Origin of the sequence: Phaeobacter sp. JH20_02 (genome assembly GCF_048056915.1) — a bacterium.
GTDB classification, from domain to species: Bacteria; Pseudomonadota; Alphaproteobacteria; order Rhodobacterales; family Rhodobacteraceae; genus Phaeobacter; species Phaeobacter bryozoorum.
The window spans coordinates 152654-176819 of record NZ_JAYMVP010000028.1 but is presented as its reverse complement, the minus strand read 5'-3'; the positions used below and the strand labels follow the sequence as shown (position 1 = coordinate 176819).

Annotated in this window: 22 protein-coding genes; 12 read left to right on the top strand and 10 right to left on the bottom strand. The window is 61.9% G+C overall.

The window, feature by feature from the left end; all coding sequences use genetic code 11:
• The first annotated feature begins 265 nt into the window (after positions 1-265).
• Together VWY34_RS14850 and VWY34_RS14845 are read left to right on the top strand one after the other, a co-directional pair.
• Positions 266-1321 (top strand): hypothetical protein, encoded by a 1056-nt coding sequence (locus tag VWY34_RS14850; protein WP_416545950.1) that lies wholly within the window; start codon positions 266-268, stop codon positions 1319-1321.
• Entirely contained in the window at positions 1321-1719 is a 399-nt protein-coding gene (locus VWY34_RS14845) for a cell division protein ZapA (RefSeq protein WP_416534854.1), read from the top strand. Before VWY34_RS14850 ends, VWY34_RS14845 begins: the two co-directional genes overlap by 1 nt.
• Positions 1720-1890: 171 nt before the next feature.
• Here VWY34_RS14845 and grxD read toward each other — a convergent pair whose 3' ends face one another.
• The 7 genes from grxD to VWY34_RS14810 all read right to left on the bottom strand — a co-directional run bounded on the left by grxD (position 1891) and on the right by VWY34_RS14810 (position 7806).
• Positions 1891-2253 (bottom strand): Grx4 family monothiol glutaredoxin, encoded by a 363-nt coding sequence (grxD, locus tag VWY34_RS14840; RefSeq protein ID WP_340545717.1) that lies wholly within the window; start codon positions 2251-2253, stop codon positions 1891-1893.
• Between the two features lie 111 nt (positions 2254-2364).
• On the bottom strand, positions 2365-2583 hold the full coding sequence (locus tag VWY34_RS14835; RefSeq protein WP_340545716.1) for a hypothetical protein: 219 nt from the start codon (positions 2581-2583) through the stop codon (positions 2365-2367).
• An 18-nt stretch (positions 2584-2601) separates the two neighbouring features.
• A complete protein-coding gene (locus tag VWY34_RS14830) occupies positions 2602-2838 on the bottom strand; it encodes a BolA/IbaG family iron-sulfur metabolism protein (protein WP_340545715.1) in 237 nt (78 codons plus the stop codon).
• Positions 2839-2904: 66 nt separating this feature from the next.
• The gene (locus VWY34_RS14825) at positions 2905-3453 is read right to left on the bottom strand and encodes a hypothetical protein (RefSeq protein ID WP_416545948.1); all 549 of its coding nucleotides are present in this window, start codon (positions 3451-3453) and stop codon (positions 2905-2907) included.
• Positions 3454-3550: 97 nt separating this feature from the next.
• Positions 3551-5716, bottom strand: a complete 2166-nt coding sequence (purL, locus tag VWY34_RS14820; RefSeq protein WP_416545946.1) for a phosphoribosylformylglycinamidine synthase subunit PurL — start codon at positions 5714-5716, stop codon at positions 3551-3553.
• 256 nt (positions 5717-5972) lie between these two features.
• On the bottom strand, positions 5973-6368 hold the full coding sequence (locus VWY34_RS14815; RefSeq protein WP_340545712.1) for a hypothetical protein: 396 nt from the start codon (positions 6366-6368) through the stop codon (positions 5973-5975).
• Positions 6369-6900: 532 nt separating this feature from the next.
• Entirely contained in the window at positions 6901-7806 is a 906-nt protein-coding gene (locus VWY34_RS14810) for a LysR family transcriptional regulator (protein ID WP_340545711.1), read from the bottom strand.
• Positions 7807-7975: 169 nt separating this feature from the next.
• Here VWY34_RS14810 and VWY34_RS14805 point away from each other — a divergent pair, with 169 nt between their 5' ends.
• The 10 genes from VWY34_RS14805 to VWY34_RS14760 all read left to right on the top strand — a co-directional run bounded on the left by VWY34_RS14805 (position 7976) and on the right by VWY34_RS14760 (position 19940).
• Positions 7976-11395: an indolepyruvate ferredoxin oxidoreductase family protein gene (locus VWY34_RS14805; protein ID WP_416545944.1), complete on the top strand. Its 3420-nt coding sequence runs from the start codon at positions 7976-7978 to the stop codon at positions 11393-11395.
• A 281-nt stretch (positions 11396-11676) separates the two neighbouring features.
• Positions 11677-12597, top strand: coding sequence for a lysophospholipid acyltransferase family protein (locus VWY34_RS14800; RefSeq protein ID WP_416546472.1), 921 nt, complete (start codon positions 11677-11679; stop codon positions 12595-12597).
• A 20-nt stretch (positions 12598-12617) separates the two neighbouring features.
• Positions 12618-13427 carry a glutamate racemase gene (locus VWY34_RS14795; protein ID WP_416545942.1) on the top strand — a complete coding sequence of 270 codons (810 nt, stop codon included), beginning with the start codon at positions 12618-12620 and terminating at the stop codon, positions 13425-13427.
• 127 nt (positions 13428-13554) lie between these two features.
• Entirely contained in the window at positions 13555-14583 is a 1029-nt protein-coding gene (gene argC / locus VWY34_RS14790; RefSeq protein WP_416540114.1) for an N-acetyl-gamma-glutamyl-phosphate reductase, read from the top strand.
• Between the two features lie 51 nt (positions 14584-14634).
• Entirely contained in the window at positions 14635-15078 is a 444-nt protein-coding gene (ccmE, locus tag VWY34_RS14785) for a cytochrome c maturation protein CcmE (RefSeq protein WP_340545707.1), read from the top strand.
• Between the two features lie 130 nt (positions 15079-15208).
• On the top strand, positions 15209-15820 hold the full coding sequence (locus tag VWY34_RS14780) for a holin-associated N-acetylmuramidase (protein WP_340545706.1): 612 nt from the start codon (positions 15209-15211) through the stop codon (positions 15818-15820).
• A complete protein-coding gene (locus tag VWY34_RS14775) occupies positions 15811-16419 on the top strand; it encodes a holin family protein (RefSeq protein ID WP_416534861.1) in 609 nt (202 codons plus the stop codon). The genes VWY34_RS14780 and VWY34_RS14775 overlap by 10 nt, the downstream gene beginning before the upstream one ends.
• Before the next feature lie 107 nt (positions 16420-16526).
• Positions 16527-18491 carry a heme lyase CcmF/NrfE family subunit gene (locus tag VWY34_RS14770; protein ID WP_416545940.1) on the top strand — a complete coding sequence of 655 codons (1965 nt, stop codon included), beginning with the start codon at positions 16527-16529 and terminating at the stop codon, positions 18489-18491.
• Positions 18488-18982 carry a cytochrome c-type biogenesis protein gene (locus VWY34_RS14765; protein WP_416540117.1) on the top strand — a complete coding sequence of 165 codons (495 nt, stop codon included), beginning with the start codon at positions 18488-18490 and terminating at the stop codon, positions 18980-18982. The genes VWY34_RS14770 and VWY34_RS14765 overlap by 4 nt, the downstream gene beginning before the upstream one ends.
• 181 nt (positions 18983-19163) lie before the next feature.
• Entirely contained in the window at positions 19164-19940 is a 777-nt protein-coding gene (locus VWY34_RS14760; RefSeq protein WP_340545702.1) for an enoyl-CoA hydratase-related protein, read from the top strand.
• A 151-nt stretch (positions 19941-20091) separates the two neighbouring features.
• Here VWY34_RS14760 and VWY34_RS14755 read toward each other — a convergent pair whose 3' ends face one another.
• From VWY34_RS14755 to gltX, 3 genes are all read right to left on the bottom strand, one after another.
• A complete protein-coding gene (locus tag VWY34_RS14755; protein WP_416545938.1) occupies positions 20092-20973 on the bottom strand; it encodes a calcium-binding protein in 882 nt (293 codons plus the stop codon).
• A gap of 337 nt (positions 20974-21310) precedes the next feature.
• On the bottom strand, positions 21311-22606 hold the full coding sequence (locus VWY34_RS14750) for a citrate synthase (RefSeq protein ID WP_340545700.1): 1296 nt from the start codon (positions 22604-22606) through the stop codon (positions 21311-21313).
• Positions 22607-22732: 126 nt separating this feature from the next.
• Positions 22733-24133 carry a glutamate--tRNA ligase gene (gene gltX / locus VWY34_RS14745; protein WP_416549065.1) on the bottom strand — a complete coding sequence of 467 codons (1401 nt, stop codon included), beginning with the start codon at positions 24131-24133 and terminating at the stop codon, positions 22733-22735.
• Positions 24134-24166: the final 33 nt, after the last annotated feature.

Genomic DNA, 24166 nt, shown 5'->3' with positions numbered 1-24166 from the left:
TTTTCGGCAGACTGAGCGCTCAATAGCAGTGATATGGCAAAGATCAAGCGTTTGCGCGGCTTCCTGCGCGAAGTTGACGCTGCAAGTGGTTGAAAGCAAACAGGGGGTAATTTATCCCTGCATGAACTAAGCTGGATGTGCAGCGCCGGATCCCTCTTGATTCGCCCTCCGTTTGCGGAGACGAGCGGAAAAACGGGGCGATGGCGCGGCGCAGGGTCCGGCGGAAAAGACCGGCAGATACTCACGGGGTCGTAAAGGGGCAGGCATGGAGCAGATCGAAGAATTGCAGGGTCGGATCCTGGCGGCAATGGACCGGATTGGCGCAGGTGCCGCAGCATTGCAGGCCGGCGCACAGGCTTCGGCAGAGGCGCATGCGCAGGCCCAGGCAGAGGCGCAGTCACGGACGGCTGCTGCGCAGAGCGACCTCAGCCGCGCGCTGGAAGAGGAAAAGATCGCCAATGCCCAGCTGGAAGAACGGCTGAAGGTTCTGCGCGCCAAGCTGGAGGAGGCTGAGGCCAATGCTGCCCCCGCGCAGGGCGCCGATATCGGTGAGCTGGCGGCGTTGCAGGCCGAGGTCGAGCTGCTGCGCAACGAGGTGGGCAATACCGCCGAGAAAGACGCGCTGAAGTCCGAAGTGGCGCGGCTGAAACAGGAATTGGAAGTGCAGGGCAACGAGGCGGCCACCGCCCGCGAAACCTTGCAGGATCAGCTGGATGAGGCGCAGGCCTCGCTGGCGCGGCTACAGGAAGAGCTGGCCGAGCAGCCCGATGATCTGGGGGCGGCGGTGGATACAGCCGCGCTTGAGGCCGAAGCGGAGGCGCTGCGCGGTCAGCTGGCCCGGGCTCAGGACGAGCTGGCCCAGGCGACGGCCACCCTTGCGGCGCGGCCCGCAGGTCCCAGTGCCGAAGAGATTGCGCAGCAGAATGAGACGCTCTTGCGTCTGGATGCCACGCTGCAGGAGCTGCGCCACAGCAATGATCAGCTGCGGGCCTCCAATGCGGCGCTGCGAGACGCAAATGCCGCTGGAGTTGGTGATGCGACGCTGATCAATGCAGCGCTCCAGGCCGATATCGACGCGCTGACCGCAGCGCGCGCCAGCGATCAGGCCGAGGTCGATGCGGTGCTGGCCAAACTGGAACCCCTGCTGGCGGCTGAGCCTGCGCAGGGCGAAACCCCCGCAGCCCCGACTGAGGCGGCGCCGATTGCGCAGACGGCGGCGCCCGTCGATGTGATGCCTGCATCCGCGGCGCCCCAGGTGCCCCAGGCGCCGATCACGCAGCCGCGAACCGCCCAGCCCATGCCCGAAGGGGAGGATGTATGATGCCCGAGGTTACGATTCATATCGGGGGGCGCGGTTTCGAAGTCTCCTGCCAGGAAGGCGAAGAAAGCTATCTGCATTCGGCGGCCAAGATGCTGGACGATGAGGCTCAGGTGCTGTCGGACCAGATTGGCCGTATGCCCGAGGCGCGGATGCTGCTGATGGCGGGGCTGATGCTGGCGGATAAAACCGCAGCGGTCGAGGATCGCATCAAGGAGGTTGAGGCCGAACTGGCAGAGCGCACCGCCGAGCTGGCCGAGCTGCGCGCCGCCCCAGCACCGGAGCCTGAGCGGATCGAGGTACCGGTGGTGCCGCCGCTGGTGACCGAGACCCTCGCCGAGCTGGCCGCCCGCAGCGAGGCGCTGGCGCAGGAACTGGAAGAGCAGGCGGCCGCGGGCTGACAGGCCGCGAACCGCGACGCTCAGATTTGAAACCGCCGCATGGGTCAGCCCCATTGCGGCGGTTTTCTATGATATTGGAACCAAACGGTGCATGAAAAAACACCCCCGGCCAACGCCGAGGGTGCGGATCTTCTGGTCGACAGCCACAACAAGAGGCCAGCGGGGACAGGCTTAGCCGTTGGCTTCGCGGATCTTGTCTGCGGCATCCTTGTCAAAGGCGACACCGTTTTCAGCAAACATGCCGTCCAGTTCACCGGAGAGGGTCATCTCGGTGATGATATCGCAGCCGCCGACAAACTCGCCTTTGACATAGAGCTGGGGAATGGTCGGCCAGTCGGAATATTCCTTGATGCCCGCGCGGATTTCCTCATCCGCCAGCACGTTTACATCGGTGTATTCGACGCCGATGTAGTTCAGCACGCCAGCCACGCGGGAAGAGAAGCCACATTGCGGCATGTCCTTGGTGCCTTTCATGAAGAGCACCACGTCGCTGGCTTTGACGGTTTCATCAATACGGGTTTTTACGTCGGTCATTTTCGTCTTCCTCTCGGCGAATGTGCCGTTGATCAGTTGGCCATGATATAGGCAATTACATGCGGCTTGCCAATCCGGGGCGCTAAGTTGGCGCGGCGAGCGGCTCTGCGGCTATCTTTTCCCTCTTGGAACAAAGAAACGGGCGTATTCGTCCGGGTCCTTGGGCACCTTCCATGTGCGCATGGAACCGCCGCCCATCCCCGACTGATAGTCGGAGCGCAGGGTGTGGTAATTCGGGTCGTTGTCATCCTCCTCCAGCGGCGCACGGCGCTGCCCAACGAGGGCAACAACCGCCGTCATGACAACAATGCCGAGGATCAGAAGAGACATGAACACCGACATGGCAGGTTACTCAGGCGCCTTGGTGGTCAGGGCCAGCGCGTGCAGCTCGCCGTTGGCGCCGTCCATCTTGCCCTTCAGGGCTGCATAGACGGCGCGCTGCTGCTGGACACGGTTCTTGCCGCGAAAGCTCTCGTCGATGACCATCGCGGACATATGCACACCGTCATGGCCACCAACCTGGATTTCCGCATCGGGAAATGTCTCGCGCAGCAGGTCTTCGATTTCTTGGGCTTGCATCGGCATTGGGGGGTGTCCTTATTTCTAGCTTATCAAAAATGTAGGGTGCGGCGGGGGCCTCTGCAAGGCGGATTAGCCGCGCAGCGTCACATAGGGAGCAAGGCGCGGGATGAAGGCGGGCACCTCGGCCAGGGCCTCCTGGACCTGCGGCTCCTCAAAGTCCCAGATTGTGCGCCCGTTGCTGACCGCCAGCGTCGCCATCAGAACATTCAGATCGGCCCGCAGCGCGTCCGGCAGCGGCAGGCCGGCTGCCTCGCGCAGGATCAACAGCGCCTCATGGATGGGGCGCAGGACACGCAGGGCGTGGGTCATATGCGGCAGAAGGTCAGGATCGTCGCGCCATGTCTCGCCCTGAAACAGCACCTCGCTCACCCGCTGCCCGGCGCCCGCGCAGGAATAGGCAATACAGCCGCCAAAGCCACGGGTGTCGAGATCCTCGTGGATAGAGCAGGAGAAACACTGCGGCGAGAGGTTGGGGCAGGGGGTGTCGGTCTCCTTCAGGATCGCGAAATCCTCGTCCTCCTCAAACGGGTAGGCCACACAGCAGAGCGCGGCGCAGCGGCTGCAATCTGCTGTCAGTTCGGGGAGGTCGATATCAGGAGTTTGGCCGGACAGGGGCATGGGGTCACCTGCGAGACATCAAAAAAATGGGTGGGACGGCGATGCCATCCCACCCGGTATCATCGTGTCGAGGACCATGCCCCAACGCGGCCTGCGCTCAGGCAACGGCAGCAGCGAAGCTGCTGCGGAAGATGTCTGCCAACTCGGCCAGTGGCGCTTCGGAGCCGCCGATTTTCACCATGTCGCCGCCGAATTTGCCGACGGTGGTGATGGTGACACCGGCCTGACCTGCGGCCATCATCAGGGCCTCGGCCTGATCGAAGTTGCAGGCCACGAGGTAGCGCGCCTGATCCTCGCCAAAAACCGTCGGGGTGTCGCCTGCGTCGAGCTGGACGCCAACACCGGCCGCTTCGGCCAGCTCAAACGCCGCCAGCGCCAGACCGCCATCGCCCAGATCGGTGCAGGCCTTGATCAGCTCACGGTTGGCGCGGATGAACTCGCCATTGCGCTTTTCCGCTTCCAGATCCACTGCCGGTGCGTCGCCGTCCTCGCGGTTGAAAACCTCCGCCAGCAGCGCCGACTGGCCCAGATGGCCGATGGTTTCGCCGATCAACAGCGCGATATGTCCGTCGCGAACTTCGCCGGTGATGGCCTCTTCGCCTGCCGCGATCAGGCCAACGGCGCCAATCGTCGGGGTGGGCAAGATGCCCTGACCGTCGGTTTCATTATAGAGCGACACGTTGCCGGAGACGATCGGCATGTCCAGCGCAGCCACAGCCTCGCCGATGCCTTTGATCGCGCCGACGAACTGGCCCATGATCTCGGGCTTTTCGGGGTTGCCGAAGTTCAGGTTGTCGGTGGTGGCCAGGGGTTTGGCGCCGACAGCGGTCAGGTTGCGGTAGGCCTCGGCCACCGCCTGTTTGCCGCCCTCATAGGGGTTTGCCTTGACGTAGCGCGGCGTCACGTCGGAGGTGAAGGCCAGCTGTTTGTCGGTGCCATGGACCCGCACGATGCCGGAACCTGCGCCCGGGCGGCGGGCGGTGTCGCCCATCACCGTGGTGTCGTATTGTTCATAGACCCACTGCTTGCCGGCATAGTTCGGGCTGGAGATCAGCGCCTTTAGCCCGTCGATCGGATCAATGGTCGGCACATCGGCATCACTCAGCGCCTCGGGCGCGGGAGTTTCCACCCAGGGGCGGTCGTATTCCGGCGCGGTGGAGGACAGTTTCGACAGCACCAGATCGGCCTTCACTTCGCCGTTGTGCATGATCAGGAAGCGGTCCTCGGCGATGGTTTCGCCGACGATGGCAAAATCGAGATCCCATTTTTCGAACACTGCACGCGCCTCGGCTTCCAGCTCCGGCTTCAGCACCATCAGCATCCGTTCCTGGGATTCCGACAGCATCATCTCGTAGGCGGTCATGTTCTCTTCGCGCTGCGGCACGTTTTCGAGATCCAGACGGACGCCCAGTTTGCCCTTGTCGCCCATTTCCACGGCAGAGCAGGTGAGGCCCGCGGCGCCCATGTCCTGAATGGAGATCACCGCGCCGGTCTGCATCAGCTCCAGCGTGGCTTCCATCAGGCGTTTTTCGGTGAAGGGGTCGCCGACCTGCACGGTGGGGCGTTTTTCTTCGATAGTGTCGTCAAATTCCGCCGAGGCCATGGTGGCACCGCCAACGCCGTCGCGACCGGTCTTGGCACCGAGATAGACCACCGGCATACCAACGCCCGAGGCGGCGGAGTAGAAAATGGCGTCGGTCTTGGCCAGACCGGCGGCAAAGGCGTTCACAAGGCAGTTGCCGTTATAGGCGGGGTGGAAGCGCACTTCACCACCGACGCATGGCACGCCAAAGCAGTTGCCATAGCCGCCGATGCCCTCAACCACGCCGTTGACCAGTCGCCGGGTCTTGTGGTGGGAGGGTTCGCCAAAGGACAGCGCGTTCATTGACGCGATGGGGCGTGCACCCATGGTAAAGACGTCGCGCAGAATGCCGCCAACCCCGGTCGCCGCGCCCTGGTAGGGCTCGATGTAAGAGGGGTGGTTGTGGCTTTCCATTTTGAAAACAACGGCATCGCCGTCGCCAATGTCCACGATGCCTGCGTTCTCGCCGGGGCCGCAGATCACCTGGGGGCCTTCGGTCGGCAGGGTGCGCAGCCATTTCTTGGAGGACTTATAAGAACAGTGCTCGTTCCACATCGCGGAGAAAATCCCCAGCTCCGTGAAGGTTGGCTCCCGCCCGATGATGTCGAGGATCAGATCATATTCCTCGGGCTTCAGCCCGTGGTTGGCAATCAGTTCAGGCGTGATGGCGGGTTCTTGCATCCGTAAACGTCCCCAATGGCTGCGATTGCGCGCCTTTTAGGGCAAGCAGGGCCAAGGGGGAAGGAAAAAGCGCAGACTTGCAGGCGGCGGCCGGCCTGGCCGTGCCAATGCTGCGGATTTCGGCACGGCGGGGCGCGCATCACGGTGCGGGCGACGCGCCAGATCCCATGAAAAAGGCCAGAGCCACGACGGCTCTGACCTTGTGATGGTCCCCGGTCCCGCGCTGCTGCGGGGCGTGACCCTCAGACGGTGGCGATCAGTTCAGAACGGAACCGTCGGTAAGTTTCTCAGGGTTTTCGCTGGCAAAGGTTTCCAGCATGGTGCGCAACTCGCCCGTGGTCTGACCCATGCGCAGCACGCCATCGGTTTCCCACATGCCGTCCAGCGTGAAGCGCATGCCGCTCAGCTTGTCGGAGAAGCTGTCGCGGAACTCCACCAGGATCTTGCGGTCAGGGCCCGGCTCGGTGCCGACCTCAACAACTTTGCCCAGGAAGACACCGTTGACGTCAACCACGGGGGCACCCATGAATTCCATGTTTTCTTCAAGAAAGGTCTCGCCCGCATCGTTCGGGGTGGCGTTTTCGGTCAGCACCTCGGCGCTGGCGGCGCCGGTCATTGCGATCAGGGCGGCGATAGAGGTCATGCGGAGCATAGTGGCTCTCCTTCAAGTCAGTTGCATTTGTCTTGCGTTCTGGCTGCTCAACGGAGGAGACCGACAAAAGGTTCCTGAGTTTTTTCGCGCGATGATGGGGGTGATCGGCATATCGGCGGTGATCTGCACAGGCTGATCGGATTTCCAGCAGCTGCGGTGAAAATTGCGGCGTTCCGGGGAAATGTGCTGCCTGAATATCGCGCGCGGCGGCAGGCCCGTTGACGGCAGGCGGGTCGCTGGCGACGCTACATGCAGACCAGTCATTGCCAGTCGGCCTGTGAGTGCCGAACGTAAGGATAACGCCGAGCGATGCCTTGATCCGGCGGCCAGTCCTACGGATCACGCCGTCGACGTTTGAACCAAAAAAAAGGCCGAGCACTAAGCTCGGCCGAAGTCCAACAGGGAGGTATGAAGGGCGACAGCGTCGCTGCCTTCGAGATGTGATTTAGGGGGGCAGCGCGCCTCGATCAAGAGTTAACAGACCTGGAAAATGGCAAGGCCGCTATGCGCTGTGCGCATGGCTCGGGTCTGGCTAGATTTTGCCCAGTTCTTTCATGTGCTTGCGATGTGCAATAATCTCATTCTGGACGAAATCGCGGAATGCGGAAATCCGCCGGGAGTGGCGCAATTCTTCCGGGTAGGCGAGGTAGACCGGCACGTCGCTGGTATCCTCTTCCTGAAGCACCGGCACCAGATCCGGGAAGTCCTCGGTCACGTAATCGGGCAGAACGCCAATGCCCAGATCGTGGATAACGCCCTGCAAGACACCGAAGTAATTGTTCACGGTGAGCAGCGAAGAGGGGTTATAGGTCATCAGTTTCTGTACCAGGACCGCAGCGGAGCCAACCTGCGCCGAGCGCGGGTTCTGGCAGATCAGCCGGTGATCTGCGATATCCTCCGCCTGTTCCGGCGCGCCGTTGCGTTCGACATATGCACGGGAAGCATAAAGCTTCATCTGCACCGTCATCAGCCGCTTGCGGATCAGGTCGGCCTGGCTCGGCTCCTTCATGCGGATCGCCACATCGGCCTCGCGCATGGGTAGGTCAAGAACCCGCTCCTCCAGCATCAGGTCGATCTTGAGATCGGGGTAATGTTCATAAAGCTTGGTCAGGCGCGGCGCCAGCCACAGGGTGCCGAAGCCAAAGGTGGTGGTAACGCGCAATTCGCCAAACACCTCTTCCTCGCTGTCGCGAATGCGGGCAGAGGCGGCTTCCAGCCGTTTTGACATCGATTTCGTCGCGTCAAACAGCAGCTCCCCCTGTTCGGTGAGAATCAACCCCCGCGCGTGGCGGTGAAACAGCGTCGAGCTCAGACTCTCTTCCAATGCGCGAATCTGTCGGCTGACTGCCGATTGCGACAGGTTCAGCTTGTCGCCTGCATGGGTGAGGCTGCCTGCGTCCGCCACCGCGTGAAATATTCTAAGCTTATCCCAATCCATACCCGTCACTTTCGATGCCTCTGATGTAGCCTATATGAAATGTATCGAAACTTTCAATTTGATAGGGCGGTCAGAAACATATTCCGGCAGAAAACAGTATACAGGTCAGCAATTATGACCTAATATATCGCCAAGCAGTGCAAGCTAATCGAGGTTGGGGAGGCCCAGGATGAGCACGCAGAAGATTTCTCTGAACGACAAATTCGATCTGACAAAATCACCGGTGATGCTGAATGGCACCCAGGCGCTGGTGCGTCTGATGCTGATGCAGAAACACCGGGATAAGGCGGCGGGGCTGAATACGGCTGGTCTGGTGACAGGCTATCGCGGCTCGCCGCTTGGCGCTGTCGACATGCAGATGAAGCGGGCGGAAAAACATCTGACCGCAAGCGATGTCACCTTTCAATTCGGTCTGAACGAGGATCTCGCCGTGACCGCCCTTTGGGGTGCCCAGCAGGCCGAGGTGCGTGGCGAGGGCAAATATGACGGCGTTTTTGGCCTGTGGTACGGCAAGGGGCCGGGGGTCGATCGCTCTGGCGATGCCATCCGCCATGCCAATATGGCCGGCTCGTCGAAATATGGCGGCGTGTTGATGGCGATGGGCGATGACCACACCGGCGAAAGCTCCACCGTGCTGCATCAGTCGGAATGGTCGCTGATGGATTGTTACCTGCCCATCGTCAGCCCGGCTGGCGTGCAGGAAATCCTTGATTACGGGATCTACGGCATTGCGCTCAGCCGCTTTTCGGGGCTGTGGGTTGGTCTGAAAACCATGAAGGACACGATCGAGGTGACATCGGTCGTCGATGGCAACCCGGACCGTATGCAGCTGGTCACGCCGGAGTTCGACATGCCGGCCGATGGCCTGAACATTCGTCTGGATGATGACCGTTTCCGTCAGGAAAACCGGATCATCGACTACAAGCGCTTTGCGGCGGAGGCTTTCAGCCACGCCAACAAGATGGACAAGCGCATGTGGGGCAAGCCGGGCGCCAAGATCGGCTTTGTCGCGGCGGGCAAGAACTGGCTGGATCTGGTCCACGCGATGTCGCTGCTCAACATCGACGAGACCATGGCCGAACGGCTGGGGATTACAACCTATAAGGTTGGCCAGACCTGGCCTCTGGACATGAAGGGGTTCAACGCCTGGGCCGAAGATCTGGACCTGATCGTTGTGGTCGAGGAAAAGCGCAAGCTGATCGAGATCCAGATCAAGGAAGCCCTGTTTGACGAGCGCAAGGGCCGCCGCGTCTACGGCTGGTACAAGGGCGGCGCAGGCGGGATGCACCGCGACGAGCTGTTCCCGACGAAATATGCGCTCGACCCGATCATGATTGCCGAGAAACTCGGCCAGATCCTGATCGAAGAGGGCCGCGAGACCGAGGCGATCCGTGCTGGTCTCTCGGCGCTGGATGAGGCGAAGCGTGCCGACAATGCCGAGGAAATCGCTGCCCGTCTGCCCTATTTCTGCTCGGGTTGTCCGCATAACTCCTCGACCAAGCTGCCGGATGGCTCCCGCGCCTATGCCGGGATTGGCTGTCATTTCATGGTGCAGTGGATGGACCGCGAGACCACCGGCTTCACCCATATGGGCGGCGAGGGCGTGAACTGGGTCGGCGAGGCGCCGTTCTCCAACCGCAAGCACGTGTTCCAGAACCTTGGCGACGGCACCTACAACCACTCCGGCGTGCAGGCCATTCGCGCGGCGCTGGCCGAAGGCACCAATATCACCTTCAAGATCCTCTATAATGACGCGGTCGCCATGACCGGCGGACAAGAGGCCGAGGGCGGGCTGACCGCCCAGCAGATCGCGCATGAGCTGACGGCGATGGGCGTGAAAACCATCGCGGTGGTCTATGACGAAAAGGAAGACGTCGACGCCAAGCTGTTCCCGGCAGGTATGCGGATGCATGAGCGTGCGGAGCTGATGGTGGTACAGAAGGAGTTTGAGAAGGTCGAAGGCGTCTCCGCCATCATCTACATTCAGACCTGCGCCGCCGAAAAACGCCGCCGTCGCAAGAAGGGCCTGTTCCCCGATCCCGACATGCGCGTGTTCATCAACTCCGACGTCTGCGAGGGCTGCGGTGACTGCGGGGTGCAATCGAACTGCGTCTCCATCGTGCCGAAGGAAACCGAACTGGGCCGCAAACGCGCCATTGATCAATCGTCCTGCAACAAGGATTTCAGCTGCGTCAAAGGCTTCTGCCCGTCATTCCTGACCATCGAAGGGGCAAAGATCCGCAAGGAGCCGACCGCCGCACTAGACCTGCCGGACCTGCCCACGCCTGAGCTGCCGAGCATCAATGGCACCCACAACGTGGTGATCACCGGCGTCGGTGGCACCGGCGTTGTCACCATCGGTGCCGTGCTGGCGCAGGCCGCGCAGATTGATGGCAAGGGCGCTGGCATGATGGAGATGGCCGGTCTCGCCCAGAAAGGCGGCGCGGTGCATATCCACTGCCGCATTGCCAACAGGCCCGAAGACATCAGCGCCATCCGCGTGGCCACTGGCGAATGTGATGCGCTGATCGGCGGCGATCTGGTTGTGTCTGCCGGGGCAAAAACCATCGGGTTGATGAAAACCGGCAAGAGCGGTGCGGTGGTGAACAGCCATGAGATCATCACCGGTGATTTCACCCGCGACACGGATTTCCAGATCCCGAGTGATCGGCTTCAGGTCGCGCTTGAGGCCCGTCTGCGGGATCGTCTGGATCTTTTTGACGCCTCCGAACTGGCGCGCGCCAGCATGGGCGACTCGATCTTCTCCAACATGATGATCTTTGGCGCCGCCTGGCAGCGCGGTCTGCTGCCGATCAGCCTGGAGGCCATCCGCGAGGCGATCACCCTCAATGGGGCTGCGGTTGAGCGCAATCTGCGCGCCTTTGATATCGGTCGCTGGGCGGTGCAATATCCGCAGGAGGTGCAGAAGCTGATCGCCCCCAATGTGGTCGAACTGCCCAAGACATTGGAGGATCAGATCGCTTTCCGCAGTGCCCAGCTGGTCGATTATCAGGGGCCGCGTCTGGCCAAGCGCTATGGCAGGATGCTGGACGGCATTTCTGACAAAGCGCTGAAGGAAGCTGTGGCCAAGGGCTACCACAAACTGTTGTCCTACAAGGATGAATATGAGGTGGCGCGGCTGTTGCTGTCGAGCCGTGAGAAAGCCGAGGCCGAGTTCGAGGGCGATCTGAAGATCTCCTACAACCTCGCGCCGCCGATGCTGACTGGCACCGATCCGAACGGGCGCCCGAAAAAGCGCAAGTTTGGTCCGGGTCTGGAACGCTGGCTGCGGCTGTTGGCAAAGTTCAAAGGTCTGCGCGGCACGCCGCTGGATGTGTTTGGCTATACCGCCGAGCGCAAAATGGAGCGGGCGCTGATCAGCCAGTATGAGGCCGACATGAAGGAATGGCTGCCCAAGGCATCGCCTGAGATCATGGCACCGCTGATTGCGCTGGCGGAATTGCCGCTGGAAATCCGCGGCTTTGGTCCGGTGAAACAGGCCAACGAGACCAAGGCCGCCAAACGCCGCGAGGAGCTGCTGGCCGCATTGCGTCAGGGCGGCAGCGAGTTGAAGACGGCCGCGGAATAACGCGGGCCGCTGCTGGCGGTCGTTCTGGCCGAGCCACTTGGGCCAGACCACTTCGGAAGGGCGCCACCGGTCGGATCGGGGGCGCCCTTTGTCGTTGATCCGGGGGATCTGGAACCGGAAAGACACAGATTGCCAACCCGCTGTCGCATCGCCGTTACCCTGGTTGTGTAGACCGGGGCACAGGCCCTATAGCCGGAGCGGGGGCTTCGCTGCCCTTGCGTAAACCAGAGACTGAGACCACGAGGTTCGCTATGTCGTCCATCCGCAGCACGCCCGGCAACATGAACAGTTATGCCAGAGACACTGGATCACGACGTGAAGCGATACGAAGCGCACGAGATCTCTCTTATGCAAATTCCGCCCAGACCCGGCCCGGACGGGCGATGATCCGGGTGATGGAGAATGCCACCGGGCGGCTACAGCTGATCAAACGTGCCGAAGGCTATGAGGCGGATGTCGCCGCCGGGCAGAGCTTCTGGACTGTCATGCGCGACCGCTACGGGCTGCAGCTGGAGCTGCTGGGAGGTACGCTTGCCAATATCCCGAAGGATCAGCCGGTGGTGGTGATCGCCAATCATCCCTACGGTATTCTGGATGGTCTGATGCTGGGGCATATCCTGTCCGAGGCGCGGGGCGATTTCCGCATTCTGGCGCATCAGGTGTTTCGCAAGGCCGACGATCTGTCCCGCGTTATCCTGCCGATTGATTTTGCCGAAACCAAGGCGGCACTAAAGACCAATCTGGAGACCCGCAAGACCGCGCTGGACTATCTGGGTCAGGGCGGCGCGATCGGCATCTTTCCGGGCGGCACGGTGTCCACCGCCGCGCGGCCCTTTCTGCGGCCGATGGTGCCGCCGATGGATCCGGTCTGGCGTGGCTTTACTGCGCGGATGATCGCCAAATCCCGCGCGGTTGTGGTGCCGATCTACTTCGACGGGCATACCTCCCGGCTGTTCCAGATCGCCAGCCATGTCCACCCGACTCTGCGTATGGGCCTGTTGATCAAGGAGTTTCGCAAACGGGTGGATACGCCGGTCCGGGTCGCCATCGGCAGCCCGATCGGGCGCGAGATCCTCGATCCGCTGGCAGGTGACGCAAAAGCAATGATGGATTTCCTGCGCAAAGCCACGTATGAGCTGTCTCCGAAACCACTCAAATCCTATGACTATGGGTATGAGTTTGAGGAGAAACACCGCGCCTGAGCGGTGAGCGAGAGAGACAGATGGCTGTAGGTATCTTTGATTCCGGCCTTGGCGGGCTGACGGTTCTGAATGCCGCGCAGGAGCGGCTGCCGGATGTGGACTTCCTCTACTACGCGGACAGCGCCCATGCGCCCTATGGCGTGCGCGATGCCGAAGACATTTACCAGCTGACCAAGGCCGCAGTTGAAGACATGTGGTCCAAGGGCTGCGATCTGGTCATTCTGGCCTGCAACACCGCCTCGGCGGCGGCGCTGCGCCGGATGCAGGAAGGCGGGCTGCCCGCGGGCAAGCGCGTGCTGGGTGTGTTTGTCCCTCTCATCGAAGCGCTGACCGAGCGGCAGTGGGGCGACAATTCGCCGCCGCGCGAAGTTGCGGTGAAACATGTCGCGCTGTTTGCAACGCCCGCCACCGTCTCCAGCCGCGCGTTCCAGCGTGAACTGGCGTTTCGCGCCATCGGCGTCGATGTCGAGGCGCAGGCCTGCGGTGGTGTTGTGGATGCCATCGAAGACGGCGACATGATCCTTGCCGAGGCGCTGGTGCGCAGCCATGTCGATGCGCTGAAGCGCAAGATGCCACAGCCGCAGGCGGCGATCCTTGGCTGCACCCATTACCCGCTGATGGAAGATATCTTTCAGGCGGCTCTGGGCGACGAGGTTCAGGTGTTCAGCCAGGGCAAACTGGTGGCCGAGAGCCTTGCCGACTATCTGGAGCGTCATCCCCATATGATGGGCGCGGGGCAGGGCGGGTTCTACACCACCGGTGTGCCGAGCCGCGTCAGCGATCGCGCCACGCAGTTCTTGCGACGAGAGATGATCTTTCAGGCGGCCTGAGCCGCGCCGGTGAGCGGATTTCGGCGATTGTTTGATCTGCCGCAACTCTGGTCACCACCGTCTTTGCTATCACTGCCGCAATCTCGACGCGGCATCTCGTTCTTCCCTTGTTTCAAAGAGGTCCATGATGACCCATAAAGTAGCTATTCTGGGCGCCTCCGGTTACACCGGCGCTGAACTGGTGCGGCTGATTGATCAGCACCCCATGATCGAAATTGCCGCCCTCTCTGCCGACCGTAAGGCAGGCATGACCATGGCCGAGGTGTTCCCGCATCTGCGCCATATGGATCTGCCGGTGCTCTGCAAGATTGACGAAATCGACTTTGCGGGTATTGACCTGTGTTTCTGCGCGCTGCCGCATAAGACCAGCCAGGACGTGATTGCCGCCCTGCCGCAGGATCTGAAGATCGTGGATCTGTCGGCGGATTTCCGGCTGCGCGATCCTGCGGAATATGAAAAATGGTACGGCAACCCCCATGCCGCGCTGGCGCAGCAGAAAGAGGCGGTCTATGGCCTGACCGAATTCTACCGCGAGGAAATCAGATCCGCGCGGCTGGTGGCCGGCACCGGCTGTAATGCGGCCACTGGCCAGTTTGCGCTGCGCCCGCTGATCGCGGCCGGGGTGATTGATCTCGATGACATCATTCTGGACCTGAAGTGCGCCGTTTCCGGCGCTGGCCGCAGCCTGAAGGAAAACCTGCTGCACGCCGAGCTGAGCGAAGGGTACCACGGCTATGCCATCGGTGGCACGCACCGCCATCTGGGCGAGTTTGACCAGGAGTTTTCCAAGATCGCAGGCCGCCCGGTCAAGGTGCAGTTCACCCCGCATCTGGTGCCGGCCAACCGCGGCATTCTTGCCACCGTCTATGTCAAAGGGAACGCGCAGACGATCCATCAGACCTTTGCCAGCGCTTATGCGGATGAGCCCTTCATCGAGCTGCTGCCCTTTGGTGAGGCGCCCTCCACGCGGCATATCCGTGGCTCCAACTTCTGCCACATCGGGGTCGCTGCAGACCGCATCGAAGGCCGCGCCATCATCGTTGCGGCACTTGATAACCTGACAAAAGGTAGCAGCGGGCAAGCCTTGCAGAACGCCAACCTGATGTTAGGTGAAGAGGAAACCACGGGGCTGATGATGGCGCCGCTGTTCCCCTGATACCCGATTGTCTGGCGCCCTCCGGCGCCGGACCGCACCCAAGAGGCTCCGATGAAGTCACTGAAGAAACAACGCCGTATCCAGATCATCGCGCTCACAACTGTGGCGCTGGTGGTGGCGACGGCGTTGATTGGCTACGCCATGCGCGACGGCATCAATTTCTTCCGCTCGCCCAGCCAGGTGATTGCGGCGCCACCGGAGGCAAGCGAGGTCTTTCGCATCGGCGGGCTGGTCGAGGAGGGCAGCATCGTGCGTGGTCAGGGCGAGACGCTGCGCTTTGTGGTGACGGATGGCGGCGCCTCGGTCCCGGTCACCTATACCGGTGTGCTGCCGGATCTGTTCTCTGAGAACCAGGGTATGGTCGGCACCGGTCGCTACATCAATGGCGTGTTTGAAGCCTCTGAAATACTTGCCAAACATGATGAGACCTATATGCCGAAAGAGGTCATGGACGCGCTAAAGGAACAAGGCGTGTATCAGGCCCCGGAGAGCTGATCCTCCAGTTGTCTTGACACCCGATCACGCGCTCGGATCGGGTGTTGCGATCCGAGCGCGCGCCGAGGTCCGGGTGCGCTCATTTTTCATTGTCATGCTGGTGTCCCGAACCAATCAAAGGGACTGACCCATGCAGGACATCAAAGCCATCGCTCAGGAAATCATTGCCCGCGAAGGCGGCTATGTGGACGACCCGGATGATCCCGGCGGCGCCACCAAACACGGTGTAACCCTCGGCACGCTCCAGCGCCTCGGCATGGATCTGACCGGCGATGGGGACATCGACAAGGCGGATGTTGCGGCTGTCAGCGAGGCGCAGGCGGTGGATCTCTACATCCGGCATTACTTCGACCGGCCCCGGATTGCGGCGCTGCCGGAGGTGCTTCAGCCCTCGGTCTTTGACATGTATGTAAATGCCGGCGCCAATGCGGTGCGGATTTTGCAGCGCCTGCTGGTGCAGATGGGCTATGAGCTGGCCGTGGATGGGCGGATCGGCCCGCAGACCGCCACGGCGGCCCGCGCGGCGGCCAAGATCGGCCGCGTTGCGCTGCGGGACGCCTATGGCGTGGCCCGGCGGAACTATTACTTTCGCATTGCCGACCGGCGTCCGGCCAGCCGCAAATATGCCCGAACCCGCAAGGGCGGCAAGGGTGGCTGGATCCTGCGGGCCGAAAGCTTCATCTCGCCGCAATATCACCTCAGCCCGGCAGAATTTCAGGCACGGGTGGCGACATGGGGCTGATTGCGGATGTGCTGCGGGGCCTGTTCGGCCGGGAGCGGAATGTCGTTGTCGAAACGCTGGAGGTGTTTCGCGAGAACGCCGAAGCCGGTGCGGAGCGGGATCAGGCGCGCCGCGCGGATGCGCTGGCCCAGCTGGCGGCGGAATTTGCCCGTGGCGGCGGCAGCGCGCCCCGAGGCTGGTTCGATCGCTGGATGGACGGGCTGAACCGGCTGCCGCGGCCCTTGCTGGCGCTGTCGACGCTGGCGCTGCTCGGCTCGGCGATGGTGGATCCCGTGTGGTTTGCGGCCCGAATGCAGGGGCTGGCGCTGGTCCCGGAGCCGCTGTGGTGGTTGCTGGGCGTGATCGTCTCCTTCTATTTCGGGGCACGCCAGCAGCTCAAAAGCCAGGGGTTCCAGCGCGAGATCGCCGAAAGCCTCGCGCAGGTTCCAGCGGTCGCGGCGAATGTCGCCCGGATCGACGCGCTGCGCCGCGCCGACCCTCAGGCCCCGGCATCGGCAAACTCACCGGTGCTGCATGGTGATGTCGACGCAAGTGATTATGATCTCGTTGAAAATCCAGCGCTGGAGGACTGGATGGCCCTCTCCCGAGCAGCCAGGTGACAGGGATGATGCACGCGATGCCTGTGCCCTCAGAACAGCGCACACTGCGGCGTGAGGACGCGCCGATTGCGATTGGCGGCCTTGCCGGATCGCCCTATAGATAGGCTATGATTACAGAACTCGGTCACTTCGCCCTCATCCTTGCCTTTGTGATTGCCACCGTGCAGATGGTGGTGCCTTTGGTTGGCGCCCATTTCCGCTGGCCCGGCTGGATGTCGGTGGCCGAGCCTGCGGCGCAGGCGCAGTTCTTCTTTACCGCCTTTTCCTTTGGGGCGTTGATGTGGGCCTTTATCACGTCAGATTTCTCGCTGCGGCTGGTGGCGCTGAACAGCCATTCCGCCAAGCCGATGCTTTACAAAATCTCCGGCACCTGGGGCAATCACGAAGGGTCGATGCTGCTCTGGGTGCTGATTGTCAGCCTGTTTGGCGCCGTGGCCTCGGTCTTTGGCAATGGCCTGCCGCCAACGCTGAAGGCCCGGGTGCTGTCAGTACAGGCGGCGATTGGCGTGGCGTTCTTTGCCTTCATCCTGTTTACCTCAAACCCGTTCCTGCGCCTTGCGGTGCCGCCGTTTGACGGGCAGGGGCTGAACCCCTTGTTGCAGGACCCCGGTCTCGCCTTTCATCCGCCGTTCCTCTACCTCGGCTATGTCGGCCTGAGCATGGCGTTTTCCTTTGCCGTGGCGGCGCTGATCGAGGGGCGGATTGACGCCGCGTGGGGGCGCTGGGTCAGGCCCTGGACCTTGGCGGCCTGGATCTTTCTCACCATCGGTATCGCGCTGGGGTCCTGGTGGGCCTATTACGAGCTGGGCTGGGGCGGCTTCTGGTTCTGGGATCCGGTGGAAAATGCCTCCTTCATGCCCTGGCTGCTGGCGGCAGCGCTGCTGCATTCCGCCATCGTGGTGGAAAAGCGCGAAGCCCTGAAAAGCTGGACCATCCTGCTGGCCATTCTTGCCTTTGGCTTTTCGCTGATTGGCACGTTTATCGTGCGATCCGGCTTGCTGACCTCGGTCCATGCTTTTGCCAGCGACCCGGAGCGCGGGGTGTTCATCCTCTATATTCTGGCGATTTTCACCGGTGGCGCGCTGCTGCTGTTTGCGCTGCGTGCGCAGGCGATGCAGGCCAAGGGGGTCTTTGGCCTCGTCAGCCGCGAGACCGCGCTGGTGGCCAATAACATCCTGCTGGCGGTGAGCTGTTTTGTCGTCTTCTTCGGCACGCTCTGGCCGGTGGTGGCGGAGATGGCCTTTGATCGCAAGCTGAGTGTGGGTCCGCCGTTCTTCAACGCTGCCTTCACCCCCTTCATGGTGGTGCTCGGCGCGATCCTGCCGGTGGGTGCGATGCTGCCGTGGAAACGCGGCCTTCTGGCGCGCACGGCCTGGCGGCTGCGTTTTGTCTTTGCGCTGGCGGTGGCGTTTGGCGTGCTGGCCTGGGCGATGCAGACCGGCCGGTCCGGTCTGGGTCCGATCGGGCTGTTCCTCGGGGTGTGGATCGTGGTTGGCGCCTTTGCTGACCTCTGGCTGCGGGGCAGCGCGACCGGGCGCTGGCAGCGTCTGTTGCGCCTGCCGCGTGCGGATTGGGGCAAGGCGCTGGCCCATGCCGGTCTGGGTGTCACCATCTTTGCCATCGCCGGGCTGACCGCCTGGCAGGACGAAGACATTCGCGTGGCCGAGGTGAACCGGCCCTTCGACGTCGGCGCCTATACGCTGGAGCTGCAGGCCGTGCGCCGGGTGCAGGGGCCGAATTATTTCAGCACCATGGCGGATATCGAAGTGACCCGGGCAGGGCGGTTTGTGGCGCTGCTGAACCCGGAGAAGCGTGAGTATCCGGTGTCGCGGATGCCGACCACCGAGGCGGCGATAGACTACCGGTTCCTGCGCGATCTCTATGTGGTGATCGGCGACCAGCAGGCCAATGGTGGCTGGACGGTACGGACCTATATCAAACCGCTGGCGAACTGGATCTGGGGTGGCTGCCTGTTGATGGCCTTGGGTGGTCTGCTGAGTCTGACTGACCGTCGTTTCCGCGTTGCGGCAGGGGCGCGCCGCGCCCCGCGTGAAGGAGTGCCCGCCGAATGACACGGCTGTTTCTTGCCCGGCTGTTGCTGGCGTTGACGCTGTTGGCTCCGATGGTTGCCACCGGCACCCCGGCGCTGGCGGTTGAACCTGACGAAATTCTTGATGATCCGGTTCTGGAAGGTCGCGCGCGTGAGCTGTCGAAGGATCTGCGCTGTCTGGTCTGCCGCAACGAGAATATCGACGAAAGCAATGCCGATCTGGCCCGTGATCTGCGCCTGCTGGTGCGCGAGCGGCTGGTGGCCGGTGACAGCGACGCCGAGGCGATGGCCTTCATCGTGGAGCGCTACGGCGAATATGTGTTGCTCAGCCCGCGTGCAAACGGTGCCAACTGGCTGCTTTATGCCGCCGGTCCGCTGATGCTGGTGATGGCGCTGCTGCTGGCCGGGGGCTATATCCGCGCCCGCAGCCGCACGCCGGAGGCGGAGGACCCCGGCGCCGACAGCCTTAGCGCGCAGGAACGTGCGCAGCTCGATCGCATCCTGAAAGACTGAGCCTCCAAGACGTGCCGCGCGGGGGGGGGGCGATTGGACCGCCCATACAACCGCAGCGGCACAGCGCCGGCCAGAGCCCCCCCGCGGGTGGTTTTGCAGTAAGAGGTTACGCGGCGTTTGCCTTTTCCTGCGGGCTTGCATAGGCAAGTCTGCGAAAAACCTTTAACCACGAGGCCCTTTGATGGATTACAAGGAAATTCTGTTCTCGCTGGAAGACGGCTTGGCCGTTGTGACGCTGAACCGACCCGCCAAGATGAACGCGCTGACCGGTCTGACGCGGGCGGAGATCACCCATGCGATGCAGCGCGCGGGCAAAGAGGCCCGTGCGGTGGTCCTGACCGGTTCCGGCGTGTCATTCTGTTCGGGGCAGGATCTGTCCGACGCCGCAAGCCAGGGCAAGCTGGATCTGGAGCGGACGCTGCGGGATGAATACACCCCGATGCTGGAGGCGATCTATAACTGCCCGGTGCCCACCATTGCCGCGGTAAACGGCCCGGCTGCGGGTGCGGGGGCCAATCTGGCGCTGGCCGCCGATGTGGTGATCGCCACCGAGAGCGCTTATTTCATGCAGGCCTTTGCCCGTATTGGCCTGATGCCGGATGCCGGCGGCACCTGGTTCATGCCGCGCCAGATGGGCATGGCCAAGGCAATGGGGGCCGCGCTGTTCGCCGATAAGATCTCCGCCAAACAGGCGAGCGACTGGGGCATGATCTGGGAAGCCATTCCCGACGCCGAATTTGACGCCCATTGGCGCGCCCGTGCGGCCTATCTGGCGAATGGCCCGACCCGTGCGTTCGGCGCGATCAAGAGCGCGATCCGCGATGGCTATGGCAACAGCCTGCCGGAGCAGCTGTCTGAGGAGGCCCATCTGCAAGGCCAATGCGGCAAGACCCGGGACTTCATGGAAGGGGTCACCGCTTTTATGGAAAAACGCCCCGCGAAGTTCGAAGGCCGCTAAGACGGTGCAATCCGTGATCGGCTGATGCCGTTCCTGAAATGCAAAACCCGCCCCTGATGCGCATCGACTGCGCGGGGGCGGGTTTCTTTTTGCGCCAAGGGTCCTGCCGGACCGGGCCGGATCAATTGACCCGGCCCGGCAGATCACCTGGTCAGCTGCTGCGGGCCACCAGGGCGACATGTTCGGCCAGGTTGAAGCTGGCACCGGCATTGATCAGGCGCACAACCTCCTCGCCGTCTGCAACGAGATAGGCATCGGTGCCGCCGTCCTCATTTGCGCGGGTGATCACCTCCAGCTCCGGCTCGTCTTCGGTTTCGTCGTAGTAATAGACCACCCGGTCATCATCCGCCGTGAAATCGGTAATGGTCGCCTGTTCATCCTCGGTCAGCCAGGCTCCGGTTTCGAAGCTGTCGTTGCCGCTGCCACCGGTCACCGTATCGTTGAGACCAAAGAGCACGGAGTCGTCACCGGCACCGGCATTGATGGTATCGCCAGCAGCGTCCTGATCGGCCGTGTAGTCAAAGTTCAGCAGGGCGTTGACCTCGGCTGCGGAGGTCGGCGTCTCGCGGCCCTGAACGATGTCTTCATAGGCGCCTTCGTCCAGAATGCCTGCGGCGATGATCAGGTCATTGCCCTGACCGCCGACCAGATGATCCGCGCCGCGGGTGTCAATCAGCGTGTCGTCACCGGCATTGCCGCGCATGAAATCATCGCCATTGCCACCGATGAGAGTGTCATCACCATCGCCACCAAAGACGTTGTCATTTGCCGAGCCACCGTCCAGCCGGTCGTCGCCTGCGCCGCCTTCGATCGTATCGGGACCGCCGCGTGCGTCGATGTTGTCGTCACCCTCACCGCCAAGCAGGTTTTCGCTGCCGGTGGTGCCGAACAGCAGGTCGGCACCCTCGCTGCCCTCGATCACGGTCGCGTTTTCCTCGTTACCGCTTTCATCTGCGTTGGAGTCATTGCTGTCTGAATCGTCGGAATCGTTGATGATCACACCCGCCAGCAGGCCGACCCCCAACATTGTCATAAGCATTAGCACGGTGCGTCTCCCGTTAAGGTTTAATTAACAATTGCGATTATGCCTATTGCCGAGGTCATATTTCGTCAATCGAAACCCTTCGTAGTTGAGTAAAATGCGATGAAAAGGGTTAACCAGGTTTCTGCATTGGAAACATCCCGGACCTAACCTTTTGATTGTTGACCTATCCGAAAGGCGCGGACCTGCAATCTAAAGCTGTGTTACGCTGCGGCGCGGGCGCGCGCCTTGGGGGTTGCAAGGTCGGCGCCATGAAAAAGCCCTGCCTCCTAGGAGGCAGGGCACATATCTGTGATGGTCAGCGAGGTCTGGGCAGACCGGCTGCCGGTCAGCGCTTTTCGATGTCGACGTAATCGCGGGCGGTTTCGCCGAGGTAGAGCTGGCGCGGGCGACCGATTTTGTTCTGCGGATCCGCGATCATTTCTTTCCACTGCGAAATCCAGCCGACGGTGCGCGACAGCGCGAAGATCGGTGTGAACATCGAGGTCGGGAAGCCCATCGCCTCAAGGATGATGCCGGAGTAGAAATCGACGTTCGGGAACAGTTTCTTCTCGATGAAATACTCATCGTTGAGCGCAGTGCGCTCCAGTTCCTTGGCGACCTGCAGCAGCGGGTTGTTTTCAACGCCCAGCAGCTCCAGAACCTCATCGGCGGACTGTTTCAGCACCTTGGCGCGCGGATCGGTGTTCTTGTAGACCCGATGGCCAAAGCCCATCAGACGGAACGGATCGTTCTTGTCCTTGGCGCGTTCGATGAATTCGGGGATCCGGTCAACGGAGCCGATTTCCTTCAGCATTTCCAGGCAGGCCTGGTTGGCGCCGCCGTGGGCCGGACCCCAGAGGCAGGCGATGCCCGCAGCGATACAGGCAAAGGGGTTCGCGCCGGACGATGACGCCAGACGCACGGTCGAGGTCGACGCGTTCTGCTCGTGATCGGCGTGCAGAATGAAGATCCGGTCCATCGCGCGGGCGAGGATCGGGTCGACGTGATATTCCTCTGCCGGAACCGAGAAACACATGTGCAGGAAGTTGGCCGCGTAATCCAGATCGTTGCGCGGATACACAAACGGCTGGCCGATGGAATATTTATAGGCCATCGCAGCAATGGTGGGCAGTTTGGCGATCAGGCGGATCGCGGCCACTTCACGCTGCCAGGGGTCATTGATGTCGGTGGAGTCGTGATAGAAAGCCGACATTGCACCCACAACACCCACCAGGGTTGCCATCGGATGCGCGTCGCGGCGGAAGCCACGGAAGAAGTTGTGCATCTGTTCATGCACCATGGTGTGACGGGTCACGCGGGTCTCGAAATCTTCCAGCTGGGCTGCGGTCGGCAGTTCACCATAAAGCAGCAGGTAGCAGACTTCGAGGTGGTGCGATTTGGATGCCAGCTGGTCGATCGGATAGCCGCGGTGCAGCAGCTCACCCTTGCCGCCGTCGATATAGGTGATCGTGCTGTCGCAGCTTGCGGTCGAGGTGAAACCGGGATCATAGGTGAACACACCGGCCTGGCTGTAGAGCTTGCGGATATCAAGAACATCGGGCCCGGTCGTCGGCGAAAAAATGGGAAGCTCGTAAGTTTCGCCATTCAGGCTGAGCTGGGCGGTTTTCTTTGTATCGGTCATAGATGTCCCTTCCTGATACAGGCGCGAAAGCGGGGGAGGCCCCCGCCTTGTGCAGGCAGCACCTGCACGGCAACCGCGCAGGTGAGGTCATAGCTGTACCGGCTTACCCAGCGGTTAACGATGGGGTCAGTCGGCAACGTCGGCGAGTCGGGCCAGTGTTTCGTCCCGGCCCAGAATCAGCATCATATCGAAAACTGAAGGTGTTACCGCACGGCCTGCCAGCGCTGCCCGCAACGGGCCTGCCAGTTTGCCGAACTTGGTATCCCGTGCTTCTGCAAATGTATTCAGAAGCGCCTCCAGATCGTCTCGGGACCAGCTAGCATTTTGCAGCTGCGGCGTCAATTCACTCAGTATACCGTCGGATACAGATGCCAGGGCCTTCGCCGCCTTCTCGTCGAGATCGAGCGGGCGTGAAGCCAGAATAAAATGAGCCTTTTCAAGCAGCTCCGGAAAAGTCTTGGCTCGGTCCTTGAGGCAATACATCGCACGTTCAAGATCGTTTGACTGAACGTCATTTAACTGTGGCTTGCCAGCAGCGGCAAGATAGGCCTGCAGCTCATTCCGCAGCGCAGCATCATCGCTGATCGCAATGTGCTGACCACAGAGGTTTTCGAGCTTCTTGGTGTCAAATCGTGCCGGGCTTTTGCCGATACCGTCAAGGTCGAACCAGTCACGGGCCTGCTCATCCGTAAAAAATTCGTCATCGCCATGGCTCCAGCCGAGACGCGCCAGATAGTTGCGCATGCCCGCAGCCGGATAGCCCATCGCCTGGTATTCCTGCGCGCCGAGGGCGCCGTGGCGTTTGGACAGTTTCTTGCCATCAGGGCCATGGATCAGCGGGATATGGGCCCAGACCGGAACATCCCAGCCCATGGCTTCGTAGATCATCATCTGGCGCGCGGCATTGTTGAGGTGGTCATCGCCCCGGATGACATGCGTGACGCCCATATCGTGATCATCCACCACCACGGCCAGCATGTAGACGGGCGTCCCATCCGAGCGCAGCAGGATCATATCGTCAAGCTGCTCGTTCTTGATGGTGACATCGCCCTGAACCTCGTCTCGGATGACGGTGCTGCCCTGCTGCGGCGCCTTGATGCGGATCACATAGGGCGCATCGGGATGGCTGCTGGAATCGGCGTCACGCCACGGCGAGCGATAGAGCGTCGATTTGCCCTCGGCCTTGGCCTGGTCGCGGAACGCGGCAATTTCGTCCTGCGTTGCAAAGCACTTATAGGCCTTGCCCGCCTCAAGCAGTTCACGCGCAACGGCGGCATGACGTTCGGCGCCTTCGAACTGGCTGACCACCTCGCCATCGTGATCCAGACCCAGCCAGGCCATGCCCTGCAGAATGGCGGCGGTCGCCTCGGGGTTGGAGCGCTCGCGGTCGGTGTCCTCGATACGCAGCAGGAATTTGCCGCCGCGCCCACGGGCATAAAGCCAGTTGAACAGCGCGGTGCGCGCACCACCGATATGCAGATAGCCGGTGGGAGAGGGGGCGAAACGGGTGACGACCGGTTTGGACATGGGGGTGATTTACCTTTTGGAAACCATGGAAAG

Bases quoted from the DNA above. Each gene is read 5' to 3' on its own strand.
- VWY34_RS14850 (WP_416545950.1), top strand. From the start codon at position 266: ATGGAGCAGATCGAAGAATTGCAGGGTCGGATCCTGGCGGCAATGGAC.
- VWY34_RS14845 (WP_416534854.1), top strand. From the start codon at position 1,321: ATGCCCGAGGTTACGATTCATATCGGGGGGCGCGGTTTCGAAGTCTCC.
- grxD (WP_340545717.1), bottom strand. From the start codon at position 2,253: ATGACCGACGTAAAAACCCGTATTGATGAAACCGTCAAAGCCAGCGAC.
- VWY34_RS14835 (WP_340545716.1), bottom strand. From the start codon at position 2,583: ATGTCTCTTCTGATCCTCGGCATTGTTGTCATGACGGCGGTTGTTGCC.
- VWY34_RS14830 (WP_340545715.1), bottom strand. From the start codon at position 2,838: ATGCCGATGCAAGCCCAAGAAATCGAAGACCTGCTGCGCGAGACATTT.
- VWY34_RS14825 (WP_416545948.1), bottom strand. From the start codon at position 3,453: ATGCCCCTGTCCGGCCAAACTCCTGATATCGACCTCCCCGAACTGACA.
- purL (WP_416545946.1), bottom strand. From the start codon at position 5,716: ATGCAAGAACCCGCCATCACGCCTGAACTGATTGCCAACCACGGGCTG.
- VWY34_RS14815 (WP_340545712.1), bottom strand. From the start codon at position 6,368: ATGCTCCGCATGACCTCTATCGCCGCCCTGATCGCAATGACCGGCGCC.
- VWY34_RS14810 (WP_340545711.1), bottom strand. From the start codon at position 7,806: ATGGATTGGGATAAGCTTAGAATATTTCACGCGGTGGCGGACGCAGGC.
- VWY34_RS14805 (WP_416545944.1), top strand. From the start codon at position 7,976: ATGAGCACGCAGAAGATTTCTCTGAACGACAAATTCGATCTGACAAAA.
- VWY34_RS14800 (WP_416546472.1), top strand. From the start codon at position 11,677: ATGAACAGTTATGCCAGAGACACTGGATCACGACGTGAAGCGATACGA.
- VWY34_RS14795 (WP_416545942.1), top strand. From the start codon at position 12,618: ATGGCTGTAGGTATCTTTGATTCCGGCCTTGGCGGGCTGACGGTTCTG.
- argC (WP_416540114.1), top strand. From the start codon at position 13,555: ATGACCCATAAAGTAGCTATTCTGGGCGCCTCCGGTTACACCGGCGCT.
- ccmE (WP_340545707.1), top strand. From the start codon at position 14,635: ATGAAGTCACTGAAGAAACAACGCCGTATCCAGATCATCGCGCTCACA.
- VWY34_RS14780 (WP_340545706.1), top strand. From the start codon at position 15,209: ATGCAGGACATCAAAGCCATCGCTCAGGAAATCATTGCCCGCGAAGGC.
- VWY34_RS14775 (WP_416534861.1), top strand. From the start codon at position 15,811: ATGGGGCTGATTGCGGATGTGCTGCGGGGCCTGTTCGGCCGGGAGCGG.
- VWY34_RS14770 (WP_416545940.1), top strand. From the start codon at position 16,527: ATGATTACAGAACTCGGTCACTTCGCCCTCATCCTTGCCTTTGTGATT.
- VWY34_RS14765 (WP_416540117.1), top strand. From the start codon at position 18,488: ATGACACGGCTGTTTCTTGCCCGGCTGTTGCTGGCGTTGACGCTGTTG.
- VWY34_RS14760 (WP_340545702.1), top strand. From the start codon at position 19,164: ATGGATTACAAGGAAATTCTGTTCTCGCTGGAAGACGGCTTGGCCGTT.
- VWY34_RS14755 (WP_416545938.1), bottom strand. From the start codon at position 20,973: ATGACAATGTTGGGGGTCGGCCTGCTGGCGGGTGTGATCATCAACGAT.
- VWY34_RS14750 (WP_340545700.1), bottom strand. From the start codon at position 22,606: ATGACCGATACAAAGAAAACCGCCCAGCTCAGCCTGAATGGCGAAACT.
- gltX (WP_416549065.1), bottom strand. From the start codon at position 24,133: ATGTCCAAACCGGTCGTCACCCGTTTCGCCCCCTCTCCCACCGGCTAT.